We start from the raw sequence: 22,447 nt of genomic DNA on the forward strand, positions 1-22,447 counted from the left end.
CAAGGCTGGCGGAATGCAAGAATGAACAATGCCGCCGCTGGGCACGCCAGCAGGCAGACGCAACCTTTCTGGAGGCCCCACTTTGCCAGGTATGAATCTGACGCGAGCTGAAGCCAGCGAACGTGCCGAACTGATCGCCGTCGAATCCTATGACGTCAGCCTGGACCTGACCCGGGGCGGAGAGGTCTTTGGCAGCACCACCACGGTGAAGTTCAGCGCGACGCCAGGGTCCTCAACATTCATAGACGCAATCACACGCGCGGTGCACAGCGTCACCCTGAACGGCAAGAGCCTTGATCCGGCCACAGTGGCGGACGGCGTCAGGATCCAGCTCCCGGATCTCAAGGAACACAACGAACTCACGGTGGTGGCCGATGCCCCTTATATGAACACCGGCGAGGGACTCCACCGCTTCGTGGACCCGGTGGACAACGAGGTCTACCTCTACACGCAGTTCGAGGTTCCTGATTCGCGCAGGATGTTCGCCGTCTTCGAGCAGCCGGACCTGAAGGCAACCTTCACGTTCACCGTCACGGCCCCCTCCCACTGGGACGTCATCTCGAACTCGCCCACACCGGCGCCCGTGGAAACCACCGCCGCGGACGACGGCGGTGCCCGCTCCGTGTGGGCCTTCTCCCCCACTCCCCGGCTCTCCTCCTACGTCACTGCGCTGGTTGCCGGCCCCTACCAGTCGGTGCGCAGCGAGGTGGCCAGCTCGGACGGCCGCGTCATCCCGCTCGGCGTCTTCGCCCGGAAGTCCCTGATGCAGTACCTGGACGCGGACAACATCTTCGAACTCACCCGGCAGGGCTTTGAGTTCTTCGAGGCGCAGTTCGGCTGCCCCTACCCGTTCGAGAAGTACGACCAGCTCTTTGTGCCCGAGTTCAACGCCGGCGCCATGGAAAACGCCGGCGCGGTGACCATCCTGGAGGGCTACGTCTTCCGGGGCAAAGTCACCGACGCGCAGGTGGAACGCCGGGCCATCACCGTCCTCCACGAACTCGCGCATATGTGGTTCGGCGACCTGGTGACGATGCGCTGGTGGAACGACCTGTGGCTCAACGAGTCCTTCGCCGAGTACATGTCCCACCTGGCAGCCGTCGAGGCGACGAAGTTCACCAGCGCCTGGACCACGTTCGCGTCCGTCGAGAAGTCCTGGGCCTACCGCCAGGACCAGCTGCCCACGACGCACCCCATTTTCGCCGAGATCAACGACCTGCAGGACGTGGAGGTCAACTTCGACGGCATCACCTACGCCAAGGGCGCTTCGGTGCTCCGCCAGCTGGTGGCGTGGGTGGGCCCGGACCAGTTCATGGCCGGCGTGCGCGAGTACTTCGCCAAGCATTCCTGGCAGAACACCGAGCTGGGCGACCTGCTGGTGGAACTGGAGAAGGCCAGCGGCCGCGACCTGGATGACTGGGGGCGGCAGTGGCTGGAAACCGCCGGCGTCAACACCCTGAAGCCGGAGCTCGAGGTTGACGGCGACGGCCGGCTCACGTCCTTCGCCATCGTGCAGTCCGCCGTGGACGATTGGCCCACCATCCGCCCGCACCGGCTCGCCGTGGGGTTCTACAACCTTAACGACGCCGGCAAGCTGGAGCGGGTGCACCGCGAGGAACTGGATGTCGACGGCGGGCGGACCGAAGTTCCGGCGCTGGTGGGGCTGGTCCGGCCGGACCTGGTCCTGGTCAATGACGACGACCTCGCCTACGCCAAGGTGCGGCTGGACGAAAAGTCGCTTGCGACGGCGACCGCCCACCTGAAGGACTTCAGCCAGAGCCTGCCGCGGACGCTCGTGTGGAACTCGGCCTGGGACGCTGCCCGGGACGGCGAAACCCCGGCACGGCGGTACGTGGAGCTGATCCTGGCCAACGTGGCCGCCGAATCCGATTCCTCGGTGATCCTGGTCCAGCTCCGCCAGCTTGCCACCACCCTGAACTTCTACGTGGCCGAGGAACACCGCGAGGCGACTGCGGTGGCTGCGGCGGACCGGCTGTGGGACCTGGCGTCCCAGGTGCCGGGCGGCTCGGACGCGCAGCTGCAGTTCGTGAAGTCGTTTGCGCTGCTGGCCGGCAGCGCCCCCCAGTTGGACAAGGTGGCGGGCCTCCTGGACGGCTCCCTGGTCCTGGACGGGCTGGGTGTTGACCAGGACCTGCGCTGGGAGCTGGTCGCGTCACTTGTGGTGGGCGGACGCCTCGGCCAGGACGGCATCGACGCGGAACTTGCGCGGGACAATACCTCCAGCGGCCAGAATGCCGCTGCCCTTGCCAAGGCCGCCATCCCCACGGCGGAGGCGAAGGCAGCCGCCTGGGATTCCATTGTGGTCAAGGGCGAGCTCTCCAATGCACTGCAGGGCTCCGCGGTCACCGGCTTCATGCGCGTGCTGGACCGGTCCCTGCTGGAGCCCTACGCCGAAAAGTACTTCGAGGCAGTGCCGCGGATCGTCGAAACCCGCACCCACGCACTGGCCCAGCAGATCGTCGTCGGACTCTACCCTGCGCTGCTGACCAGCCAGGCAACCGTGGACCGGACTGACGGCTTCCTGGCGGCGCTTCCGCCCGCAAGCGCCGCGCTGCGGCGCATGATGCTGGAAAACCGCGACGGCGTTGCCCGGGCACTGCGGGCGCGCGCTGCGGATGTCCTTCCCGGCGAAGCTGTGCCTGCATCATGAGCCTGCACGAGCACCGCTATGAGCTGACGGTCCGGTGGACGGGCAACTCGGGCAGCGGGACGGCGTCCTACCGCGGCTACTCACGCGACCACGACATCCTTATTCCGGGGCTCCCTGTCCTCAAGGGCTCCGCGGACCCCACCTTCCACGGAGACCGGGAGCGGTACAACCCGGAGCAGCTGCTCCTGGCGGCACTTGCCCAGTGCCATATGCTCTCTTTCCTGCACGTGGCGGTAAAGCACGGCGTGGTGGTCACGGACTACCGGGACGAGGCCTTCGGGCTGATGACCCTGAACCGGGACGGCAGCGGCCAGTTTGAACGCGTGACGCTTCGGCCGCACGTGACCGTGGCCGATGCGGCGCAGGTGGAGCTGGCCGGCCAGCTTCACCACGAGGCGAACCAGCTGTGCTTCATCGCCCGCAGCGTGAACTTCCCGGTGGAGCATGAACCGGTGACAGTGGCGGCTTAGGACGGCAGCCTGGCGGCGAGGCGCGCCTCGGTTCCGGGGGACAGCCCGGCCTTCCGGGGCCTGTCCAGCCCTCGCGCCCGCTCGTCCCGCAAGGTGTCCTGCAGCGTCTCCCGCCACGGCCGCAGCTGCAGCCCGGCAGCGACGGCTGCCCGGTTGCTCCGCGCCATGAAGCCCTCATGCCCGGGCGGGAGCCAAAGCGGCAGCGAGTCCGGGCCTGCCCAGTAGTTGACGCCCTGGTTCGCAAGCCACTCTTCTTCCGCCGGAAGAACCTCGCCGTCGTGGCCGGCGGTTTCCCTGGCGGCGGCAAGATACGTTCCGAAGGCCACCTGCCCGCCCAGGGCGTTCAACGCTCCGGCCACGCCCTTCCCGGCCGCCCGGAGGATCCAGGCAGCAAGATCGCGGACGTCGATGACCTGGGTCGGATAGTCGACGGCGGGAACCACCACCGGCTTGTTGTTCCTGGCGAAGCGGGCCGGCCAGTAGCCGTAGCGGTCCGAGCTGTCCCCCGGGCCGCCGATCAGGCCGGCACGGCAGAGGTGGGCTTTTCCGCCTGCCGCTTTGAGGGTGGCGGCCTCGATGGCCGCCTTCGACTCGCCGTAGTTCTCCGGAGTGGAGGGAGTTCCCGGCGCCAGGGGCTGCAGGAGCGCTGCATCCTCAGTTTCGTTTGCATGAGAGGCGTCGGCGTAGACGGAGCAACTGGAGACGAACGTCCAGTGCGCTGCCCGGTGTGCGAGGGCGTCCAGGGCTTCGGCGGCGGGGACGGGATCCCGGGCCACGTCCACCACCTCGTCCCACTCCCCCTCGGCGCCCGCGTAGGCGTCCGCGCCCAGTGAACGGTCCTCCCTCAGCCACGTGGTTCCCGCTGGCGGGGCCGCCGCGGAACCTCGGGCAAGGCAGGTGACGTCGTGTCCCGCCGCCACCGCCTGGCGGGCAATTTCTGCGGACAGGAAGGCTGTTCCGCCGAGGACAAGAATGCGCATGTTCAGACGCTACGGCGATAGTGTTGAGGAAGAACAGAGCCTTCCGCGCCGGGCGTAACCGGCGCTGCGGCATCCCTTCCCGGCGCAGCCGAAGAACAGCAGGAGTACTTCCCCCTTATGGTCAGCACGTTGTCGATCCTTCCGTCCACCGCCAGCCAGCCGGACGGCATCAGCGTCACGGGCATCGTGATCAGCCTCGGCGTCGGCGTCGCCATCTGGCTGGTGGCCACGTTCGTGATTTCCCGGATCACCAGGCGCGTGGCGGCAGGCAGTAACTTCTTCAAGAAACCCACCTTCAAATGGGCCGCCCCGGCGTTTAGGGCCCTGGACCACGAGCGGCGCGTCCAGCGCGCGGAAACCATCGGCTCGCTGCTGAACAGCGTGGTTGGCGTGCTCGTGGTGATCATCACGGGCATGTACGTCCTGCAGAACCTGGACATCAACATCGCACCGCTCCTGACGAGCGTCGGCATCCTGGGTGTGGCCATCGGCTTCGGTGCCCAGCAGCTGATCCGCGACTTCCTGGCCGGGATCTTTATTACCATTGAAGACCAGTACGGCATCGGCGACGTGATCGAAACCAGCGAGGTTGTTGGCGTGGTGGAGTCCATGGGCCTGCGCATCACGCGCGTCCGCTCGGACGACGGCGCTATCTGGTACCTGCGCAACGGCGAGATCCTGCGCGTCGGCAACCGTTCGCAAGGCAACTATGTGCCGCTGCACGAGTCGGAGGACGGCACTACGGACCAGGGCACGGATCATGCCGAACCCAAGAAGACTGACCAGAAGGCCGGAGACTAGGAATGACAATCCCGAGCGATCCCCAGCGGCCGCAGCTGATGCAGAACGATCCGTTCAGCAAGCCCGGCTACACCGACAACTTCTACGATGCCGTGGGCGGGCATGAAACCTTCGTGAAGCTGATCGACGTCTTCTACGACGGAGTGGCAACCGATCCGCTCCTCCGCCCCATGTATCCGGAAGAGGACCTGGCGCCGGCGAAGCGCAGGTTCCTGATGTTCCTGGAACAGTACTGGGGCGGGCCCACCACCTACGGCGAGGAGCGCGGCCATCCCCGGCTCCGCATGCGGCACATGCCGTTCAAGGTGACGCCCGAGGCCAAGGACCGCTGGCTCTTCCACATGCGTGCCGCTGTGGATGCCCTGGAACTGCCGCCGCTCTACGAGGGAACGCTGTGGGACTACATGGAGCGTGCCGCGCTGTCCATGGTGAACAGCCCCGGCTGATGTTGCCCTAACCGCCGTTAGAGCAGCGCGCTTCCGGTCCGCGCGAGCACGTGGCCGCGGGTGCCTGTAAGCCGGAACCAGCGCCCTGCCCGGTAGAGCTTCTGGTCGCCGTCGGCCAGGAACCCCAGGGCCAGGGCGGCGAAAGCGGCTCCGGCCGGCAGGCCGGAGTCGTCCAGTTCCCTGCCCCAGACGGCGGCACGGGCGTTGTTGACGATCAGCGCCCCCGGCTTGTCAGGGACGATTCCCGCCACTTCCGCGATTCCTGCTTCTGCGGCTTTCCGCAGCGCGGCATCGCTGCGTGAACCCATCAGCTCCCACCCGCTCCGCGGGGCGCCCACCCCGGTCCAGGACTCGGTGACGGTGGACGGCGGAACCGGCAGCTCGACGTCGTCCGCCCCCGCCCGCGCCAGGCGGTCCAGGACGGCGGACAAGGACACTGTCACGTCCGTCGCCGAAGGTTCCGCGAGGGCCATGGTCCGCAGCCCCAGAATGGTGGGAGTCGATTCACCCAGCAGCCTCGGCCGCAGCACGCAGACGTACGCGGCGAGGACGGAACCTGCAGCCTGAAGCCTGATGGCGCCGTCGTCAATTGATTTGGCCCGCGTAGCGAAAGTCTTCAGGTCAGCGAGATCCTGGGGATCGGCGAAGCGGAAGGACGAGGTGAGTAGATCAGACACACCAAGAACACTACCCGCTGGACCTTTGTTGAGCGGTGCCGGGGGGCCGTCTAGAGTCAAACCATGACTGAAGCCGACGCCGAAATCCTGGCGCTCCCCAGCGGGGACCCCACCTCATCGCTCATCTCCCTCCTTGACCTTGGTGAGCTGGAGGGTGCCCGGACGGACGAGGACATCTTCCTGGGTCCGTCCCAGCAGCAGCCCCACCACCGCGTGTTCGGCGGCCAGGTGCTGGCACAGTCGCTCATCGCGTCCATCAGGACGGTGGACCCGGAACGTTTTGTCCATTCCATGCATGGCTACTTCCTGCGCCCGGGGGACGCGAACAAGCCCATCACCTTCGGCGTCCAGCGCCTGCGGGACGGCCGGTCCTTTTCCGCCCGGCGGGTCCATGCGTACCAGGAGGGTGTGCCCATCCTGTCGATGATCGCGTCCTTCCAGGGCGAGGACGAAGGCGTGGAGCACGAGTCCACGATGCCCGGCGGCATCCCGGACCCGGAGTCACTGCCAAGCACCGCCGACCTGCTCGGCAAGTTCGACCATCCGGTGGCACGGCACTGGGCCTACGAGCGGCCGTTCGATATCCGGCACGTCGATCCCCCCTTGTACGTGTCGGCTAAGGGCAAGAGGGAAGCGCGGAATGCGGTGTGGATGAAGACCTTCGGACCGATGCCGGACAACCCCAACCTGCACCGGGCAGCCCTGGCATACGCCAGCGACTACACCCTCCTTGAGTCCATCCTGCGGCGCCACGGGCTGAGCTGGATCACGCCAGGGATGAACGTGGCAAGCCTGGACCATGCCATGTGGTGGCACCGGCCTGCCCGCGTGGACGAATGGCTCCTGTATGTCCAGGAGTCACCCAGCGCCCAAGGGGCCCGTGGACTCGCGACCGGCAAGATCTTCAACCAGGCGGGGCAGCACGTTGCCTCCGTCGCGCAGGAGGGAATGATCCGCGTGCCTACCGACCTGAAGAACAAAGTGGTGGGCGCTTTCCAGTCGAAGCTGATGGAGCACCAGATCCGCAAGGCCGGGCGGGACTAGCACCACCCGGAACTCCGCCTTCAGCGGGAAGACGAACAGGCCGGCACCCAGTGGGGGTGCCGGCCTGTTCGTCTTTGTGCGCTCTGCGCCTGGTCTCAGTCGCGGGTGAGGCGGCGGTGCGTGACGCGGTGCGGCTTGGCGGCGTCCGGGCCGAGGCGCTCCACCTTGTTCTCCTCGTAGGATTCGAAGTTGCCCTCGAACCAGTACCACTTGGAGGGGTTTTCCTCGTCGCCTTCATAGGCCAGGATGTGCGTGGCCACCCGGTCCAGGAACCAGCGGTCGTGGGAGACCACCACGGCGCAGCCGGGGAACTCGAGCAGTGCGTTTTCGAGGCTGCTGAGCGTTTCGACGTCGAGGTCGTTGGTGGGCTCATCGAGGAGCAGCAGGTTGCCGCCCTGTTTGAGGGTCAGCGCCAGGTTCAGGCGATTGCGCTCACCGCCGGAGAGCACACCGGCCTTCTTCTGCTGGTCCGGGCCCTTGAAGCCGAAGGCGGCAACGTAGGCGCGGGACGGCATTTCGACGTGGCCCACCTGGATGAAGTCCAGGCCGTCGGAGACAACTTCCCACAAGGTCTTGTTGGGGTCGATGCCGCCGCGGCTCTGGTCCGCGTAGGAGATCTTGACGGAGTCGCCGATCTTCAGGTCACCGCCGTCGAGCGGTTCCAGCCCCACGATGGTCTTGAACAGCGTGGTCTTGCCGACGCCGTTGGGGCCGATGACGCCCACGATGCCGTTGCGGGGCAGGCTGAAGGACAGGCCGTCGATGAGGGTGCGGTCCTCGAAGCCCTTCTGGAGGTTCTTCGCTTCCAGCACCAGGCCGCCCAAGCGGGGTCCCGGCGGGATCTGGATCTCTTCGAAGTCCAGCTTGCGCGTGCGGTCCGCCTCCGCGGCCATCTCCTCGTAGCGGGCCAGACGGGCCTTGGACTTGGTCTGGCGGCCCTTGGCGTTGGACCGGACCCACTCAAGTTCCTCGCTGAGGCGCTTGGCCTGCTTGGCGTCCTTCTTGCCCTGGATCTCCAGGCGGGCACGCTTCTTCTCCAGGTAAGTGGAGTAGTTGCCCTCGTAGGGGTAGAGGTGGCCGCGGTCCACTTCGGCGATCCATTCCGCGACGTGGTCCAGGAAGTACCGGTCGTGGGTGACGGCGAGGACTGCACCCGCGTAGGTGGACAGGTGCTGTTCGAGCCACAGCACGCTTTCGGCGTCCAGGTGGTTGGTGGGCTCGTCCAGGAGCAGCAGGTCCGGCTTCTGCAGCAGGAGTTTGCACAGGGCTACGCGGCGGCGTTCACCACCGGAGAGGTTGGTGACGTCGGCGTCCGCGGGCGGGCAGCGGAGGGCGTCCATGGCCTGCTCCAGCTGCGAGTCCAGGTCCCAGGCGTCCGCGGCATCGATGGCTTCCTGCAGGTGGCCCATTTCCTCGAGGAGGGTGTCGTAGTCAGCGTCGGGGCTGGCCATTTCCTCGGAGATTTCGTTGAAGCGCTGGATCTTGCCGTAGATCTCGCCCACACCCTCCTGGACGTTGCCCAGGACGGTCTTTTCCTCGTTGAGCGGGGGCTCCTGGAGCAGGATGCCCACGGTGTAGCCGGGGCTTAACCGGGCCTCACCGTTGGAGGGAGTGTCCAGTCCGGCCATGATTTTGAGGATGGTGGACTTACCGGCACCGTTCGGGCCCACAACACCGATCTTGGCGCCGGGGAAGAAGGACATGCTTACGTCGTCAAGAATGAGTTTTTCGCCAACGGCTTTGCGGGCCTTGGTCATTGTGTAGATAAATTCCGCCATGGTTCCAAATCTAGTGGGTGGGCAGGCATATCTCACATTCCGCGCAACAGGCTTACGAGCCTACAAAGCACTTCCCGCTCGCCAGGACGGGCAACACTGTCACTGTCACGGCGCCGTCGCGGACCTGGCCGATCACGCAGTCCTGTCCCTGGAGCACGGCCGCCTCGATGGCATCCGCTTCAAGGCCGGTGGGGGTGCGGCTCTGCGAAACCTCCAACGCCGCGGGGGCGATTCCCGCGCCCGTGAGGGCTTCCGTGACTTGTGCGGTGGCGGGTTTGGGCGATCCCGCGGCCAGCCTGGCCAGCGCCTCTGTCAGGGTCCTCTTGGCCGTTTCAGTGGCAGCCGCCGCTGCCGCGGCGGATGCGGTCCCGGATGAGTCCGCCAGCGGTCCGGCGGCATTTGTCTGTGTTGCTGCAGCCCGTGTTTCCGTTGCTGCGGGGCCGGCGGAGGCTGCAGCAGTGGATGTTGCACCCGACAAGGTTCCGCTGACGCAGCCCGATAAACCTGCCGCCAGCACTGTGGCGGTTACGGCCGCCAGCAACCGGCGCGCGGCGCTGGGCGGGGCAACTCCAGGAACGGCAGCTCCAGGAATGGCAGCTCCGGGAACGGTGGCTCCGGGAACGGTGGCTGAGGGGCTGGCCGATGAGGCACCGGCTGTTGAGTTCTGCCGGTGGTCAGGGGTATGCCGCATGGTGTCATTCTGCCATGCGGCCTGGTCCCGGCTCCGCAACCTGGGCGGACAGTGCACGGCCGGGGGGTGCCGCGGCACTGCCCGCCAAGGAACCGGGGGAACCGTTGATAGGGGACGCTGATATGGAAAACCTAGACTCCGGATTCGGCGAGTTCCCCCGTCTCCAGGTCCAGTGACACGAGGCTGCCGTTGCTGTCCTCGATGTACGCTGCGGCAGGATCGCCGCCGTCGGGATCGTCGTCGCCGTCCTCCGGTTCGTCGAACGTTCCCTCAGCGCCGGCCCGGTGCTCGGCGTCGAGGGGCGGCGCCGGCTCCACGAGCGAGAGGAGCGGTTTTGTGGAGGACCGGATGAAGTTGGCCGTACCCCACGTCAGGTCGTGACCCACGGCGTCGGCGTCAATGGTGTGTGAGTAGAAGACCCTGCCGTCCCTTTCCCAACTGCGGATCTTCAGCTTGCCAACCACGATGACCGGCTGGCCTTTCCTGATGCTGCAGCCCATGCTTCCCGCGAGGTGGCGATAGCCCTGGACCAGGAACCAGTTCGTGTGGCCATCCGTCCAGGTGCCGGATTCCTTGTCGAACCGGCGCGAGGTGGAACCCATACGGAAGGAGGCTGTGGCAACTCCCCCTGGAGTTGTGGCGCTCTTGATCTCGGTAGCAACGAAGCCCCGAATGGTTATTGTGTCGCTCATCTTCACGTCCTGTCGTCAATGGTGGTGCCCTAGCAGGCAAGACCAGCATGGCGCCGGCGCTGGCCACCGGGGAGGCAGGGGTTCGCCTATGTGCATAACCTGCGGCTGCGGCCGCCTGTGGAGGATTAGTGAGCCGCCGCAGGTCACTGACGACGCCGGGACTTCGGGCAATGTAAACTTTTTGAGGCGCCGGACTTCAGCTCCGGAATCCATTGCCTCAGTAGCTCAGGGGATAGAGCAGCGGCCTTCTAATCCGCCGGTCGGGGGTTCGATTCCCTCCTGGGGCACCCATGGGCAAACGCCCCGGTTCACGGACCGGGGCGTTTGGGGCCACACATGCCGTCAGGGTTTCAGGATTGCAGCCGGTGCGGCGCTTCCACCAGAGAGCGAACCACGCTGCCGGCAGCGCCCAGCAGGGCCCCCGCATCCCCTACCGCGGAGATGGTGACGTGCGCCGGGGACAGCGCACCCGGCGCGTACTTGGCAAGGCTGTCCAAAAGCGGCCCGCGGAGCCACTGGTCCAGGACGGCAAAGTGTCCGCCAAGCACCACAGCCCTGATGTCCACCACGCGGGACGTCGACGCCACCGCCACGCCCAGCGCAGTCCCGGCCCGTTGGACGGCGAGCAGGGCAGCGGGGTCCTCAGCGCCGAGGGCGCCCAGCAGACGGGCCATGCTCTCAGACCTTGACCACCCCTTCGCGGCGATACCGGCAGCAGAAAAAATTGCATCCTGCCCGGCTATCGTCTCCAGGCACCCCGTCCCGCCGCAGGAGCAGCGGACCCCCTCCGGCTGCACAACGATGTGGCCGACCTCCCCGGCGTTGCCTTCAGGGCCGGTGAAAAGCTCCGAATTGATCACCAGGCCGCCGCCGACGCCCACCTCGCCGGAGACGAACAGGAAGTCCCGCCTTCCGTGGGAGCCGTGGGCCAGTTCCGCGAGCGCGGCAGCATTGGCCTCGTTGAAGAGGGAGACCCCCAGCGGCACGTCGGGAAGCAGCCGCCCCATGTCCAGCTTCGTCCCCAGCCAGCCCAGGTTCGGGGCGGCGGTCACGGTTGAACTGCCGGCGTCAACGAGGCCGGGTACGGCGAGCCCTCCGCCCAGGACCTCAACACCCGTAGACGCTGCCGCCTTCCGGACGTCGGCGGCGAGCGCGGCGAGTGCGGACAGCACGGGGGCGCTGTCGCTGTCGCGGTTGTCCCGTTCCCGGATTTCTTGCACCACTAGGGTTCCGGAAAGGTCGGTCACTCCGGCCGCAATGTAATCGACGTTGATTTCCATACCCATGACACCCCGCGCCGGATTCAGTTCCAGCCCGACCCCCGGCCGGCCCCGCTCCCCCTGCCGGCTCAGGCCGACCTCGCGCAGGAGGCCGGCGCCCAAAAGGTCCAGGACGATGCTCGAAACAGAAGCTTTGGTCAGCCCTGTGGCCGCGGCCACCTGTGCGCGGGTCGGATGGGTGCCGGCCGGTGCCTGCGCCACCCTGGCAAGGACCAGGGCGAGGTTGTTCCGCCGAACGTCCGCCATGTTCCCCGGGCCGGCGGCGTCGGACAGTGCAGTGGCAGGTGCGGTACTGGCCATGGCCGTTCTCCTCGGGCTGGAAGCGGGGCCGTCCCTCACGGGCCCTTCGCTATTGACCCTAGCGTAGACTCGCTTATATAGTTCAAGCACTAAACTAATAGTGCCGCAACCGGCGACCATCGAGTGCAAGGACGCATCATGACTCTCTCCCCCACCCCCGCTGACAAGTTCACCTTCGGCCTCTGGACCGTGGGCTGGACGGGCGCCGATCCGTTCGGTGTGGCCACCCGCGCCGCCCTGGATCCCGTGGAGGCGGTCCACCGGCTGGCCGAACTGGGCGCCTACGGCATCACCTTCCACGACAACGACCTGGTCCCCTTCGACGCCAGCGCCTCGGAACGTGACCTGATCCTCAAGAACTTCAAGGCAGCCCTGGCCGAGACCGGCCTGAAGGTCCCGATGGTGACCACCAACCTGTTCAGCCACCCGGTGTTCAAGGACGGCGGCTTCACCTCCAACGACCGCTCCATCCGCCGCTTCGCCCTGTCCAAGGTGCTGCGCAACATCGACTCCGCCGCAGAGTTCGGCGCCGAAACGTTCGTGATGTGGGGCGGGCGCGAAGGCAGCGAATACGACGGCTCGAAGGACCTCTCCGCGGCCCTGGACCGGATGAAGGAAGGCGTGGACACCGCCGCCGCCTACATCAAGGACAAGGGCTACAACCTGCGCATCGCACTGGAGCCCAAGCCCAACGAACCCCGCGGCGACATATTCCTGCCCACCGTCGGCCACGGCCTGGCGTTCATCGCCCAACTCGAGCACGGCGACATCGTGGGCCTCAACCCGGAAACCGGGCACGAGCAGATGGCAGGGCTCAACTTCACCCACGGCATCGCCCAGGCCCTGTGGGCCGGCAAGCTCTTCCACATCGACCTCAACGGCCAGCGCGGCATCAAGTACGACCAGGACCTCGTCTTCGGCCACGGCGACCTCACCAGCGCGTTCTTCACCGTAGACCTGCTCGAAAACGGCTTCCCGGGCGGCGGGCCCCGCTACGAAGGCCCGCGCCACTTCGACTACAAGCCCTCCCGCACCGACGGCTACGACGGCGTCTGGGAATCGGCCAAGTCCAACATGGCCATGTACCTGCTCCTCAAGGAGCGCGCCCTTGCGTTCCGCGCAGACCCCGAAGTCCAGGAAGCCCTCACGACCTCCGGGGTCTTCGAACTCGGCGAGAGCACCCTCGCGGCCGGCGAAACCGCCGCGGACCTGCGCGCGGACACCACCGTCTTCGAGGACTTCGACGCCGACAAGGCCGGCGAACGCTCCTTCGCCTTCGTCCGCCTCAACCAGCTCGCCATCGAACACCTCCTGGGCGCCCGGTAAATCATGGCACTCGTAGCAGGGATCGACAGCTCCACCCAGTCCTGCAAAGTGGTGATCCGCGATGCGGACACGGGAGCATTGGTCCGGCAGGGCAGGGCGGGCCACCCGGACGGGACCGAGATCCACCCGGATCACTGGTGGGCCGCCCTGCAGGACGCACTACACCAGGCCGGCGGCCTGGACGATGTGGCAGCAGTCTCGGTGGGCGGGCAGCAGCACGGCATGGTCTGCCTGGACAGCGAGGGCCAGGTGGTCCGGCCGGCACTGCTGTGGAATGACACCCGCAGTGCCGGCGCGGCACTGCAACTGATCAGCAATGCGGGCGACGGCGACACTGCCGCCGGCGCCCGCTACTGGGCCGGCGCAACCGGCACCGTCCCGGTCGCCTCGCTGACGCTGACCAAACTTCACTGGCTGGCCGCCAACGAGCCGGAGAACGCCGCCAAAGTTGCGGCAGTCTGCCTGCCGCATGACTGGCTGACCTGGCGGCTGGCGGACCACGGGCCAGGCAGCGGTCCGGGAAACCTCGAGGCCCTCGCCACTGACCGTTCCGACGCCTCCGGTACGGGCTACTACGCGACGGCGACCGGCGAGTACCTGCCAGGGCTCCTGGAGTCCTCGCTGGGGCACGTTCCGCTGCTGCCCGGCGTCGTGGGCCCGCTGGAGGTCGTGGGCAAGACACCGGAGGGCGCCCTCCTGGCCGCCGGCGCCGGGGACAACGCGGCGGCGGCACTGGGAGTGGGCGCCGGCGTGGGTGACGTGGTGATGTCGCTGGGCACCTCGGGGACGGTCTTCGCCGTGTCCGATACACCGGCCGCCGACCCGTCCGGGCTGGTGGCCGGGTTCGCCGATGCTTCCGGGAACTACCTGCCGCTGGTGTGCACCCTGAACGCCACCCGCGTTTTTGAGGCCACTGCAGCTCTGCTGGACGTCAGCATTGCGGAGTTCAATGAGCTGGCGCTGTCCGCCGGACCAGGCGCCGGGGGCCTCACCCTCGTTCCCTATTTCGACGGCGAGCGCACGCCGAACCTGCCCGACGCCACCGGTTCCCTGCACGGCATCACCCGCGGGAACTACACGCCGGCCAACCTGGCCCGGGCCGCCGTCGAAGGCGTGGTCTGTTCGCTCGCGGACGGCCTGGCCGCCCTGCAGCAACAAGGCGTGCAGGCGCGGCGCATCATCCTGGTGGGCGGCGGAGCGCAGTCCGCGGCAGTACAAGAGGCGGCAGCGCAACTGCTGGGAATCAGCATCACCGTGCCGCGCCCGGGTGAGTATGTGGCCGACGGCGCCGCCCGCCAGGCCGCAGCGGCACTCACCGGGGAATTTCCGCAGTGGGCGCTGGACGCCGTCGACCTCCCTGCCGGGCAGGACGACGGCGGGGTGCTGGCACGGTACCGCCGCTGCGCCTCCCTATATACCTGACACCGGGATACCTGACGCCGGGCCCGCCTGGCGTTTCCACGCGAAAGGCCCGGACCGCACTGTGATGAATTCACTGCGCGGTCCGGGTCTTTTTGGTGGGGCGCAGGCTCCTGCCAGTTGTGTCGGGAAACGTGGCAGGAGCCCGCGGTCTGGATCAGGTCAGGCGTACGGGAGGACAAGCTCCGCGTAGCGCTCCTTCACCGTGGCCAGGACGGCGTCGCCGTCCGTGTCCCAGATGTCCTGATTGAAGATTTCCACTTCGATGTCACCGGTGTACCCGGCATCGCGCACCCAGGCGCCAATGGTGGCGAAGTCCACCACGCCGTCGCCCATGTAGCCGCGGGACAGCAGCGGATCCGCGGCGATGGGCATGTTGAAGTCGCACACCTGGTAGGACGCAAGGCGCCCCTCCCGGCCGGCGCGCTCGATCTGCGACTTCAGTTCCGGGTCCCACCACACGTGGAAGGTGTCGACGGCGACGCCCACCGTTGACGCGTCGAAGGGCGCTGCGAGGTCCAGCGCCTGGCCCAGGGTGGAGATGAGCGCGCGGTCAGCCGCATACATCGGGTGCAGCGGTTCCAGCACCAGCCGGACGCCGTTCTCCCGGGCGAAGGGGACCAGGTCGGCGAGACGGTCCGCCACGCGCCGGCGCGCAGCCACCACGTCCTTCTCCCCCGGGGCCAGCCCGCCGACCACGAGGAACAGTTCCCTGGTGTCGAGCGCGACGGCTTCCAGGATAGCTGCCCGGTTGTCAGCCAGGGCTGCGGCCTGCCCTGCGGCGTCGGGTGCGGTGAGGAACCCCCCGCGGCAGAGCGAGGAGACGCGGAGCCCGGCGTCCTTGATCAGGCGGGCTGCCTTGTCCAGGCCGGCTTCCGCCACCCGGTCCCGCCAGGGCCCGATGGCGGGGATGCCGGCGTTGACGCAGCCCTCGACCACCTGGGCCAGGGTCCATTTCTTGGTGGTGGCGCTGTTGATGGAAAGGCGCGCAAAGTCTGCCGTTCCTGACGTGCTGGTCATACGCCCACCCCGTTGATCCGCAGGTAGTCGGACATCCGGAAAGCGGCCAGAGCCGAATCCCGCAGCAGGCCCGCCTTGTCCGCCAGTTCAAAGGTCCTTGCCAGGTGGCATACCGAGCGGCCGGAGTGCAGGCCTCCAACCATCTGGAAGCCGGGCTGCCTGCCGTTGAGCCAAGACATGAACGCGATCCCGGTCTTGTAGTAGAACGTGGGTGCGCTGAAGATGTGCTTCCCCAGTTCCCTCGTGGAGTCGAGGATTTCGCGCGCCTTCGCGGCGTTGCCGGCGTCGTAGTTCTGCAGCGCCACCGAGGCGGCGGGGTAGATGGCCGCGAAGATGCCCAGCAGGGCGTCCGAGTGGCGGCTGCCGTCGCCGTCGATCAGTTCGGGGTAGTTGAAGTCGTCGCCGGTGTAGAGGCGGACGCCTTCGGGCAGGGCCGCCCGAAGGGCAACCTCATGGCCGGCGTCGAGCAGCGAGACCTTGACGCCATCCACCTTGGCCGCGTTGTCCCTGATAAGGCCGAGGAAGGTTTCGGTTGCCGTTGCGACATCGTCCGAACCCCAGTAACCGGCCAGGGCGGGATCGAACATGGTGCCGAGCCAGTGCAGGATGACCGGCTGGTCCACCTCCTCCAGCAGCGACGAGTACACCTGCAGGTAATCCTCGGGACCGCGGGCAACCTTGGCCAGGGCGCGGGAGGCCATGAGGATCACCTTGGGCCCGGCCTCGCTGACCACCGCGATCTGCTCGCGGTAGGCCTCAAGGACGGCCTTGATGCCGGCCTCCCCGGCCGGCAGGGTGGCGCTGTCCAGCTGGTCGGTGCCGGCACCGCAGGAAACAAGGTCCCGCACCGACTTGCCGGCCGTTGCCGGGTTGCCGGCCGAGACCACCGAGGCTGCCTCGACGCCCGTGCGCTTGATGAGCTGCTGGGTTGCTGCCCAGTCAAGGCCCATGCCGCGCTGGGCAGTGTCCATGGCGTCGGCTACACCGAGTCCGTAGGACCACAGCTCGTGCCGGTAGGCCATGGTGGCGTCCCAGTCGAGCCGGGCGGGCGCGCCGGGCGTGTTGTCCGCCAGGACTTCGGGGATCACATGCGCTGCGGCATAGGCGCGGCGGGCGATGAGCGGCGCCGCTGGCCGGGCCCAGGACGTGCCGCCCTGGAGGCGGTATTCCCGGGTGCCGCCGTCGTGGGAGGGCAGGATGAGTGAGGTCATTAGAGGGTAATCTCCGGGATGTCGAGGGTGCGGCGTTCGTCGTTGGACTTCAGGCCGAGCTCGGCGAGCTGGACACCGCGGGCGGCGGAGAGCAGGCCGAATCGGTGTTCGCGGCCGGCGACGACGTCGCGGAGGAATTCTTCCCACTGCAGCTTGAAGCCGTTGTCCAGGTCAGCATTGGCAGGGACTTCCTGCCACTGGTCACGGAAGGATTCCGTGACGGGCAGGTCCGGGTTCCAGACGGGCTTCGGCGTGTGGGCGCGCTGCTGCGCAACGCACTTGTTCAGGCCTGCGACGGCGGAGCCGTGCGTGCCGTCCACCTGGAACTCCACCAGTTCGTCGCGATAGACGCGGACGGCCCACGACGAGTTGATCTGGCCGATGACCTCGTCGCCGCCCGGGGTTTCCAGCTCGAAAATGCCGTAGGAGGCGTCGTCGGCGGTGGCCTTGTATTCCTTGCCTGCCTCGTCCCACCGGGTGGGGATGTGGGTGGCGGTCTTGGCGCTGACGCTCTTGACCTTGCCGATGATGCCTTCGAGGACGTAGTTCCAGTGGCAGAACATGTCCGTAGTCATTCCACCGCCGTCTTCCTTGCGGTAATTCCAGGACGGGCGCTGGGCGGCCTGGATGTCACCTTCGAAGACCCAGTATCCGAACTCGCCGCGGATGGAGAGGATTCGGCCGAAGAAGCCCTCGTCCACCAGGCGGCGGAGCTTGACCAGGCCGGGGAGGTACAGCTTGTCGTGGACCACACCCGCGGTGACGCCGGATTCCTTGCCGATCCGGGCGAGCTCGATGGCCTCGTCAAGCGTCTCGGCAGTGGGCTTCTCTGTGAAGATGTGCTTACCGGCCTGCATGGCCTTCTTGAGGGTGGCTGCGCGGAGGCTGGTCATGGAGGCATCAAAAACGACGTCGACGGTGGGGTCGTTGATGACGGCGTCCAGGTCGGTGCTCCACTCGGAGACCTTGTGCTTTTCGGCGAGCTCCCGGATCTTGGCTTCGTTGCGGCCCACCAGGATGGGCTCAACCTGGACGCGGGTGCCGTCTTCCAGCGTGAATCCACCGGCGTCCCGGATGGGAAGGATGGAGCGCAGCAGGTGCTGGCGGTACCCCATCCGGCCGGTGATGCCGTTCATGGCAATGCGGATTGTTCTTGTCTCGAAGCCCATTTGTCCTCCACGGTGAGCGAGCAGTTCTACTGAAGTTGAAGCCCTACTGAAGCTGATTCGGGAAAGCGCATTCCCGCTACGTCAATGATGCACGTCCGCAGACTTCTTGGCAAGCGCTTTCCAGTAGCGGTCCGGAACTGCCATAATGTGGTAACGCCTATTGACCCAACAAAGCCGATCAGGAGACGCTGTGGCTGCAAGTACCCTTACCGAGGTGGCGCGGCTGGCGGGGGTATCTCCCGCCACTGCCAGCCGCGTCCTCAACGGTTCCGCACGCAAGCCGGGGCAGGACATCGCGGACCGTGTCCGGCAGGCTGCGGCCTCGCTTGGATACATTCCCAACGCCCAGGCCCAGGGCCTGGCGAAGTCCAGTTCGGGCCTGATCGGCCTGATCGTGCACGACATTGCGGACCCCTATTTCGCCGCCATCGCACGGGGGGTCCAGCAGGCCGCCCGTGAACAGCGCAAGATGGTGCTGCTGGCGACCACCGGCGGGGCGCCGGCGGAGGAGCGCGAGGCCGTGGCTGCCTTCGCTGCACGGCGTGCCGATTCGATCGTGATTGCGGGATCCCGCTCGTCGCGGGAGGAGGACCGGGACGACAACGCGGACCTTGCAGCGGAGCTTGACCGGTACTGCCGCAACGGCGGCCGGGTGGCGGTGGTGGGACATCCGGTAGTGGGTGCCAGCGCTCCTGAGGGCTACCACGTTGTTGCCGTGCCGAACCAGGAACTCGCCGGCGCCCTCGCAGCTGAACTTGCTGCCGGCTGGACTGGCGATTTCGTCATCATAGGAGGCCCCGAGGGCCTCTTCACGTCGGACGACCGCATCCGGGGCTTCCAGGAAGGCCTGGCCAGGGCCGGCCGGGGCCCGGCGGAGGTCCTGCGCACCTCGTTCAACCGTGCCGGAGGCTACGACGCGGGCCTCAAGCTGGCTGCCAGGATCAAGGCCCAGCGGACAGCGGACGGCGATGCCCCTGCCACGGCGAAGATGTGCATCTTCGCAGTCAACGACGTCATGGCCATCGGGGCCTCGGCAGCGCTGCGGGCTGAAGGGCTCCGGGTTCCGCGGGACGCCAGGATTGCCGGATTTGACGATATCGAGACGCTGCGGGATTTCCGCCCCGCCCTCTCCACGGTCCGCCTGCCGCTGGAAGACATCGGCCGGCTTGCTACCCGGGCGACGGCCAGCGGCCCCGGCCGCAGCGATGGCCAGGAGGACGACCTGCAGCCCGTGAGGGGCGAAGTCACGCTGCGCCGCAGCACGGAGACAGTGGCCTGACCATGGTGTCCGGGCTGACCGCTGTTCCTGCACGTGCCGGCGCGGACGGTGCCGGAGGCCCGGGGCCCGCCGTCCTGGTCCTGCCCGGCGGCGGCTACGGCCGCCAGGCGGACCACGAAGCGGAGCCGGTGGCCGAATGGCTCGCCGCGCTTGGCATCCACGCCTTCGTGCTGAGATACCGCGTGGCCCCGGACCGGCATCCGGCCCCGCTGGAGGACGCCAAGGACGCCATGCTGCATATCCGTGGCGGGTCCCATGGTTTGGCCGTCGATCCGCAGCGGGTCGGCGTCCTCGGATTTTCGGCCGGTGGACACCTTGCCGCCACGCTCTCTACCGCCGTGGCAACGGGCTGCGAGCGCTTCGACGTTTCCGGCGCGGTACCGGACCTCACCGTGTTGTGCTACCCCGTGGTGTCCTACACCACGTCAGTGCACCAGGGTTCGGTGGACAACCTCCTTGGCGGCGCGCCGTCGTCGGACGTCCTTGAGGAGCTTTCCGCGGAACGGCAGGTGACTGCCGCCACCCCTCCCGCATTCATCTGGCACACCGCGGATGACGACGCCGTCCACGTCAGCCACAGCCTGGGCTACGCCGGGGCGCTTATGGGCGCCGGCGTGCCTGCCGAACTGCATGTCTTTCCCCATGGCCGCCACGGATTGGGCCTCGCCGCGGAGGAGCCGGGGCCGGACCAGTGGACGCGGCTGTGCGCAGCCTGGCTCGCGCGAGCCGGCTGGACCTCCCCGCATTTGCGGGCCGGCAGTCCGGACTAGGCCAGGGCCCGGATGGTCCAGGACGCTGAGTGCGTCTCCCCCGGTTTGAGGTGAAGAAGGTCCGCCCCCGAGTTGAAGGCGTCAGGCGGGCAGGTCATGGGTTCAACCGCCAGCCCCAGCCTGTCCGGGCCAACCGGCTTGTCTGCAGTGTGGATCTGGACCCAGGGCCACTCCGCGCCCCATTCCAGTTCCACGCCTGTTCCCGCCGGATCCTTTACGCGGACCCGGGCCAGCCCGGCGGCGTCGCGGGTAATTCCAGTGAAGGCATGGTCAATCCTTACCGGCCCCAGCCGACGGGGACTGCGGAAGTCGAAGCCGCCTTCCTTCACGGTCTTCATGCCGATGGGAAGCAGCCGGTCCGGCGTCACGTCGAGGAATTCGCGCGCCGGCACTTCCAGCGTCCATTCGTCCAGCGTTCCCGGGCCGGCCACCAGGTAGGGGTGGGGGCACACGCCGTAAGGGGCGCTGGCGGACCCGGCGTTCACAGCACTCACTGTGCTGCGCAATCCGCCGGGACCCAGCGAGTAGGAAACGGAGACCTCGAGATCCGATGGGTAGTGCGGGCCTGCGCCGATCGTGCACATCAGGACCACGCGGTCCTCAGCCGCCTCCCGCACCGCCCAGATCTGCTCCGTGGCAAGGCCGTGGAGCGCCGAACCCCGCTCGGGCTCGTTGACGGGAGCCTGGTAATCGGTTCCGGCGTAGGCATATCTGCCGTCCGCCAGGCGGTTCGGCCATGGGACGCAGATAACCCCGCGATAGTCGGGAACCCGGCCATCCGGACCAAAGCCAACCACCAGGTCCCGGCCGTTGTGCTGCAGTTCCCGGAGGGCGCCCCCGCGGGCTGTGACCACGGCGGTGTAGGGGCCGCTGGCAATGCGGTGTTCCGTGGATGGCATGAAAATCCCCTTTGGGGCCGAGACACTTGTGAGCGCTAACCAGCCTAGCGCATGTGTCCCGGCGCGGCACAATGAAATCCTCCGCTGGATAGAGTTTCCCCATGGCCGAAGCGGATGCGCTGAACAGCGAGGTGCTTTCTGCCGTCCGTCGTGCGCTGCGTGAACGGGCAGATCCGGTACGGGGTGCCGGGGCGCAGGCATACATGAAATCCGCCATGCCCTGCCTCGGTGTGCGCGTCCCCGAAGTCCGCCGGATCGCTGCCGAAGCTGCCGGCGGCACTCCCTTCGCGTCGGCCGGCCAGCTGCGCGCCACTGTCCTGGAGCTTTGGCGGAACGCCGCCGCCCGCGAGGAACGGTATGCAGCCATCGACCTGACCGCTGAGCCGCTGGCGGCGGGTGACATGCTGATGCTGCCCGTGTACGAGGAAATGATTCGCAGCGGCGCGTGGTGGGACTTCGTGGACCCGGTAGCGGCGCGCCTGTGCGGCCTGCTGCAAGCCAACCGTGAGGAGATGTCAGCAGTCCTGCTCGGCTGGAGCACCGACCCGGACTCCTGGATAAGGAGGGCTGCCATCCTCTCTCAGCTTAAGGCGAAGGCAGCCACTGACACCGTGCTCCTGGCCCAGGTCCTGGCAACAAACATGGCAGACCCGGAGTTCTTCATCCGGAAAGCGATCGGATGGGCCCTGCGCGAGTATTCCAAGACGGCGCCGGAGTGGGTGGCGGCCTTCGTGGCAGAACATGAGGCAGCCCTCAGTCCGTTGTCCCGTAGGGAAGCGCTCCGGCGCCTCCCTGCCCCCGCACCTGACGCATAACGGCGGTGGCAGGCAAATAACCTGGAGTCAGGTTGACGTTCCGGACCGGGAGCGCGGGGATGGTGCGGCATGCCAGGCCTCCAGCCTGTTACCGGCCCGGGCTCCGGCCAGCGCGAGGAGCACACCGCCGAAGGCCATCGCCATGAGCCCGTACACCACGGATTCGGGTGGAGTTCCCCTCAGGGCGTGCATCACCAGCGTGCCCGGCACTAATCCCAGGTACCCTGCCGCACCGGCGCCCATCGCCCACGGCCATGCCTTCGCCATCACCCGTGCGGCCGGTCCCGGCGGCCGCGAAGGTACTGCGGGCCTGGATGCGCCGATGCCCAGGATGATTCCCAGCAGCGGCGGACCGAAACCGCCACCAACGGCGAACAGCAGCAGCGCGAGCCCGATCAGCACCAGGGGCCCCCGCCGGCGGTGTACGCCGGCCACCGCCCAGGCCCCGAACACTACCGCCACCGCCACGGTCACAACGCCCGAAACCAACAGATCGGGTAACACCGTGAAGGCCGGCTCTCCGTCCAGGATTTCGAACGCTTCGTTCCCGGGCCAGGAACGGAACACCGGACCGTCGGGCGCCACCGGGCCCTGGAGGATCTCGCCCAGCCCGTGCTCCACGCCGGCCAGGGCCGCCAGCAGCCCAAAGACGCCCGTCACGGTGCGCAGCGCCTTGCCGGTCGGCGCGTGGCCCGAATTCTGCATCCGG

21 protein-coding genes and 1 tRNA gene are annotated in these 22,447 nt (G+C 67.5%); 11 read left to right on the forward strand and 11 right to left on the reverse strand.

The window, feature by feature from the left end:
- Positions 1-91 precede the first annotated feature (91 nt).
- Together pepN and ACQ3DC_RS12245 are read left to right on the forward strand one after the other, a co-directional pair.
- Complete coding sequence (pepN, locus tag ACQ3DC_RS12240) at positions 92-2,671, forward strand: aminopeptidase N (protein WP_430752345.1); 2,580 nt, start codon at positions 92-94, stop codon at positions 2,669-2,671.
- Positions 2,668-3,141: an OsmC family protein gene (locus ACQ3DC_RS12245; protein WP_157241957.1), complete on the forward strand. Its 474-nt coding sequence runs from the start codon at positions 2,668-2,670 to the stop codon at positions 3,139-3,141. The genes pepN and ACQ3DC_RS12245 overlap by 4 nt, the downstream gene beginning before the upstream one ends.
- Here the strand turns inward: ACQ3DC_RS12245 and ACQ3DC_RS12250 are convergent.
- Complete coding sequence (locus tag ACQ3DC_RS12250) at positions 3,138-4,121, reverse strand: NAD-dependent epimerase/dehydratase family protein (protein WP_430752346.1); 984 nt, start codon at positions 4,119-4,121, stop codon at positions 3,138-3,140. The two genes, ACQ3DC_RS12245 and ACQ3DC_RS12250, sit on opposite strands and share 4 nt — an antisense overlap.
- Before the next feature lie 117 nt (positions 4,122-4,238).
- On the opposite strand from ACQ3DC_RS12250, the gene ACQ3DC_RS12255 reads away from it, so the two are divergent.
- Positions 4,239-4,922, forward strand: coding sequence for a mechanosensitive ion channel family protein (locus ACQ3DC_RS12255; RefSeq protein ID WP_157241955.1), 684 nt, complete (start codon positions 4,239-4,241; stop codon positions 4,920-4,922).
- A gap of 2 nt (positions 4,923-4,924) precedes the next feature.
- Positions 4,925-5,368 carry a globin gene (locus tag ACQ3DC_RS12260; RefSeq protein ID WP_157241954.1) on the forward strand — a complete coding sequence of 148 codons (444 nt, stop codon included), beginning with the start codon at positions 4,925-4,927 and terminating at the stop codon, positions 5,366-5,368.
- A 17-nt stretch (positions 5,369-5,385) separates the two neighbouring features.
- On the opposite strand, the gene ACQ3DC_RS12265 is transcribed toward ACQ3DC_RS12260, so the two are convergent.
- Positions 5,386-6,045, reverse strand: a complete 660-nt coding sequence (locus tag ACQ3DC_RS12265; protein WP_321213760.1) for a hypothetical protein — start codon at positions 6,043-6,045, stop codon at positions 5,386-5,388.
- Positions 6,046-6,108: 63 nt separating this feature from the next.
- On the opposite strand from ACQ3DC_RS12265, the gene ACQ3DC_RS12270 reads away from it, so the two are divergent.
- Positions 6,109-7,089 carry an acyl-CoA thioesterase gene (locus ACQ3DC_RS12270; protein ID WP_157241952.1) on the forward strand — a complete coding sequence of 327 codons (981 nt, stop codon included), beginning with the start codon at positions 6,109-6,111 and terminating at the stop codon, positions 7,087-7,089.
- A gap of 95 nt (positions 7,090-7,184) precedes the next feature.
- Here ACQ3DC_RS12270 and ettA read toward each other — a convergent pair whose 3' ends face one another.
- The 3 genes from ettA to ACQ3DC_RS12285 all read right to left on the reverse strand — a co-directional run bounded on the left by ettA (position 7,185) and on the right by ACQ3DC_RS12285 (position 10,250).
- Positions 7,185-8,867, reverse strand: a complete 1,683-nt coding sequence (gene ettA / locus ACQ3DC_RS12275) for an energy-dependent translational throttle protein EttA (protein WP_157241951.1) — start codon at positions 8,865-8,867, stop codon at positions 7,185-7,187.
- 52 nt (positions 8,868-8,919) lie between these two features.
- Entirely contained in the window at positions 8,920-9,558 is a 639-nt protein-coding gene (locus tag ACQ3DC_RS12280) for a DUF6993 domain-containing protein (protein ID WP_430752347.1), read from the reverse strand.
- Positions 9,559-9,689: 131 nt separating this feature from the next.
- Positions 9,690-10,250 (reverse strand): single-stranded DNA-binding protein, encoded by a 561-nt coding sequence (locus ACQ3DC_RS12285; RefSeq protein ID WP_430752348.1) that lies wholly within the window; start codon positions 10,248-10,250, stop codon positions 9,690-9,692.
- Between the two features lie 214 nt (positions 10,251-10,464).
- On the opposite strand from ACQ3DC_RS12285, the gene ACQ3DC_RS12290 reads away from it, so the two are divergent.
- Positions 10,465-10,537 (forward strand) — tRNA-Arg (locus ACQ3DC_RS12290).
- 63 nt (positions 10,538-10,600) lie between these two features.
- Here the strand turns inward: ACQ3DC_RS12290 and ACQ3DC_RS12295 are convergent.
- Positions 10,601-11,830, reverse strand: coding sequence for an ROK family protein (locus ACQ3DC_RS12295; RefSeq protein WP_323057029.1), 1,230 nt, complete (start codon positions 11,828-11,830; stop codon positions 10,601-10,603).
- A 138-nt stretch (positions 11,831-11,968) separates the two neighbouring features.
- Here ACQ3DC_RS12295 and xylA point away from each other — a divergent pair, with 138 nt between their 5' ends.
- Complete coding sequence (xylA, locus tag ACQ3DC_RS12300; protein ID WP_430752349.1) at positions 11,969-13,156, forward strand: xylose isomerase; 1,188 nt, start codon at positions 11,969-11,971, stop codon at positions 13,154-13,156.
- Positions 13,157-13,159: 3 nt separating this feature from the next.
- Positions 13,160-14,578: a xylulokinase gene (gene xylB / locus ACQ3DC_RS12305; RefSeq protein WP_323057027.1), complete on the forward strand. Its 1,419-nt coding sequence runs from the start codon at positions 13,160-13,162 to the stop codon at positions 14,576-14,578.
- 159 nt (positions 14,579-14,737) lie between these two features.
- Here xylB and ACQ3DC_RS12310 read toward each other — a convergent pair whose 3' ends face one another.
- Genes ACQ3DC_RS12310 through ACQ3DC_RS12320 form a run of 3 tightly spaced genes read right to left on the reverse strand, consistent with a single transcriptional unit; the run spans position 14,738 to position 17,975 of the window.
- Positions 14,738-15,595, reverse strand: coding sequence for a sugar phosphate isomerase/epimerase family protein (locus ACQ3DC_RS12310; RefSeq protein ID WP_430752350.1), 858 nt, complete (start codon positions 15,593-15,595; stop codon positions 14,738-14,740).
- Complete coding sequence (locus ACQ3DC_RS12315) at positions 15,592-16,806, reverse strand: dihydrodipicolinate synthase family protein (protein ID WP_430752351.1); 1,215 nt, start codon at positions 16,804-16,806, stop codon at positions 15,592-15,594. Before ACQ3DC_RS12315 ends, ACQ3DC_RS12310 begins: the two co-directional genes overlap by 4 nt.
- Positions 16,806-17,975 carry a Gfo/Idh/MocA family protein gene (locus tag ACQ3DC_RS12320; protein WP_157241944.1) on the reverse strand — a complete coding sequence of 390 codons (1,170 nt, stop codon included), beginning with the start codon at positions 17,973-17,975 and terminating at the stop codon, positions 16,806-16,808. The genes ACQ3DC_RS12315 and ACQ3DC_RS12320 overlap by 1 nt, the downstream gene beginning before the upstream one ends.
- Positions 17,976-18,165: 190 nt before the next feature.
- On the opposite strand from ACQ3DC_RS12320, the gene ACQ3DC_RS12325 reads away from it, so the two are divergent.
- Together ACQ3DC_RS12325 and ACQ3DC_RS12330 are read left to right on the forward strand one after the other, a co-directional pair.
- A complete protein-coding gene (locus ACQ3DC_RS12325) occupies positions 18,166-19,254 on the forward strand; it encodes a LacI family DNA-binding transcriptional regulator (RefSeq protein WP_430752352.1) in 1,089 nt (362 codons plus the stop codon).
- 2 nt (positions 19,255-19,256) lie between these two features.
- The gene (locus tag ACQ3DC_RS12330) at positions 19,257-20,024 is read left to right on the forward strand and encodes an alpha/beta hydrolase (RefSeq protein WP_430752353.1); all 768 of its coding nucleotides are present in this window, start codon (positions 19,257-19,259) and stop codon (positions 20,022-20,024) included.
- Here ACQ3DC_RS12330 and ACQ3DC_RS12335 read toward each other — a convergent pair.
- Entirely contained in the window at positions 20,021-20,923 is a 903-nt protein-coding gene (locus tag ACQ3DC_RS12335) for an aldose 1-epimerase family protein (protein WP_430752354.1), read from the reverse strand. The two genes, ACQ3DC_RS12330 and ACQ3DC_RS12335, sit on opposite strands and share 4 nt — an antisense overlap.
- Positions 20,924-21,024: 101 nt before the next feature.
- Here ACQ3DC_RS12335 and ACQ3DC_RS12340 point away from each other — a divergent pair, with 101 nt between their 5' ends.
- Positions 21,025-21,738, forward strand: a complete 714-nt coding sequence (locus tag ACQ3DC_RS12340; protein ID WP_430752355.1) for a DNA alkylation repair protein — start codon at positions 21,025-21,027, stop codon at positions 21,736-21,738.
- Positions 21,739-21,765: 27 nt separating this feature from the next.
- Here ACQ3DC_RS12340 and ACQ3DC_RS12345 read toward each other — a convergent pair whose 3' ends face one another.
- Positions 21,766-22,443, reverse strand: coding sequence for a hypothetical protein (locus ACQ3DC_RS12345; protein WP_430752356.1), 678 nt, complete (start codon positions 22,441-22,443; stop codon positions 21,766-21,768).
- Between the last annotated feature and the right edge of the window lie 4 nt (positions 22,444-22,447).

It is taken from the genome of Paenarthrobacter sp. NEAU-H11, assembly GCF_050573415.1.
Lineage (GTDB): Bacteria > Actinomycetota > Actinomycetes > Actinomycetales > Micrococcaceae > Arthrobacter.

What these genes read in the sequence shown, in the direction of transcription:
- pepN (WP_430752345.1), top strand. Translation starts at nt 92, where the DNA reads ATGAATCTGACGCGAGCTGAAGCCAGCGAACGTGCCGAACTGATCGCC.
- ACQ3DC_RS12245 (WP_157241957.1), top strand. Translation starts at nt 2,668, where the DNA reads ATGAGCCTGCACGAGCACCGCTATGAGCTGACGGTCCGGTGGACGGGC.
- ACQ3DC_RS12250 (WP_430752346.1), bottom strand. Translation starts at nt 4,121, where the DNA reads ATGCGCATTCTTGTCCTCGGCGGAACAGCCTTCCTGTCCGCAGAAATT.
- ACQ3DC_RS12255 (WP_157241955.1), top strand. Translation starts at nt 4,239, where the DNA reads ATGGTCAGCACGTTGTCGATCCTTCCGTCCACCGCCAGCCAGCCGGAC.
- ACQ3DC_RS12260 (WP_157241954.1), top strand. Translation starts at nt 4,925, where the DNA reads ATGACAATCCCGAGCGATCCCCAGCGGCCGCAGCTGATGCAGAACGAT.
- ACQ3DC_RS12270 (WP_157241952.1), top strand. Translation starts at nt 6,109, where the DNA reads ATGACTGAAGCCGACGCCGAAATCCTGGCGCTCCCCAGCGGGGACCCC.
- ettA (WP_157241951.1), bottom strand. Translation starts at nt 8,867, where the DNA reads ATGGCGGAATTTATCTACACAATGACCAAGGCCCGCAAAGCCGTTGGC.
- ACQ3DC_RS12280 (WP_430752347.1), bottom strand. Translation starts at nt 9,558, where the DNA reads ATGCGGCATACCCCTGACCACCGGCAGAACTCAACAGCCGGTGCCTCA.
- ACQ3DC_RS12285 (WP_430752348.1), bottom strand. Translation starts at nt 10,250, where the DNA reads ATGAGCGACACAATAACCATTCGGGGCTTCGTTGCTACCGAGATCAAG.
- ACQ3DC_RS12295 (WP_323057029.1), bottom strand. Translation starts at nt 11,830, where the DNA reads ATGGCCAGTACCGCACCTGCCACTGCACTGTCCGACGCCGCCGGCCCG.
- xylA (WP_430752349.1), top strand. Translation starts at nt 11,969, where the DNA reads ATGACTCTCTCCCCCACCCCCGCTGACAAGTTCACCTTCGGCCTCTGG.
- xylB (WP_323057027.1), top strand. Translation starts at nt 13,160, where the DNA reads ATGGCACTCGTAGCAGGGATCGACAGCTCCACCCAGTCCTGCAAAGTG.
- ACQ3DC_RS12310 (WP_430752350.1), bottom strand. Translation starts at nt 15,595, where the DNA reads ATGACCAGCACGTCAGGAACGGCAGACTTTGCGCGCCTTTCCATCAAC.
- ACQ3DC_RS12315 (WP_430752351.1), bottom strand. Translation starts at nt 16,806, where the DNA reads ATGACCTCACTCATCCTGCCCTCCCACGACGGCGGCACCCGGGAATAC.
- ACQ3DC_RS12320 (WP_157241944.1), bottom strand. Translation starts at nt 17,975, where the DNA reads ATGGGCTTCGAGACAAGAACAATCCGCATTGCCATGAACGGCATCACC.
- ACQ3DC_RS12330 (WP_430752353.1), top strand. Translation starts at nt 19,257, where the DNA reads ATGGTGTCCGGGCTGACCGCTGTTCCTGCACGTGCCGGCGCGGACGGT.
- ACQ3DC_RS12335 (WP_430752354.1), bottom strand. Translation starts at nt 20,923, where the DNA reads ATGCCATCCACGGAACACCGCATTGCCAGCGGCCCCTACACCGCCGTG.
- ACQ3DC_RS12340 (WP_430752355.1), top strand. Translation starts at nt 21,025, where the DNA reads ATGGCCGAAGCGGATGCGCTGAACAGCGAGGTGCTTTCTGCCGTCCGT.
- ACQ3DC_RS12345 (WP_430752356.1), bottom strand. Translation starts at nt 22,443, where the DNA reads ATGCAGAATTCGGGCCACGCGCCGACCGGCAAGGCGCTGCGCACCGTG.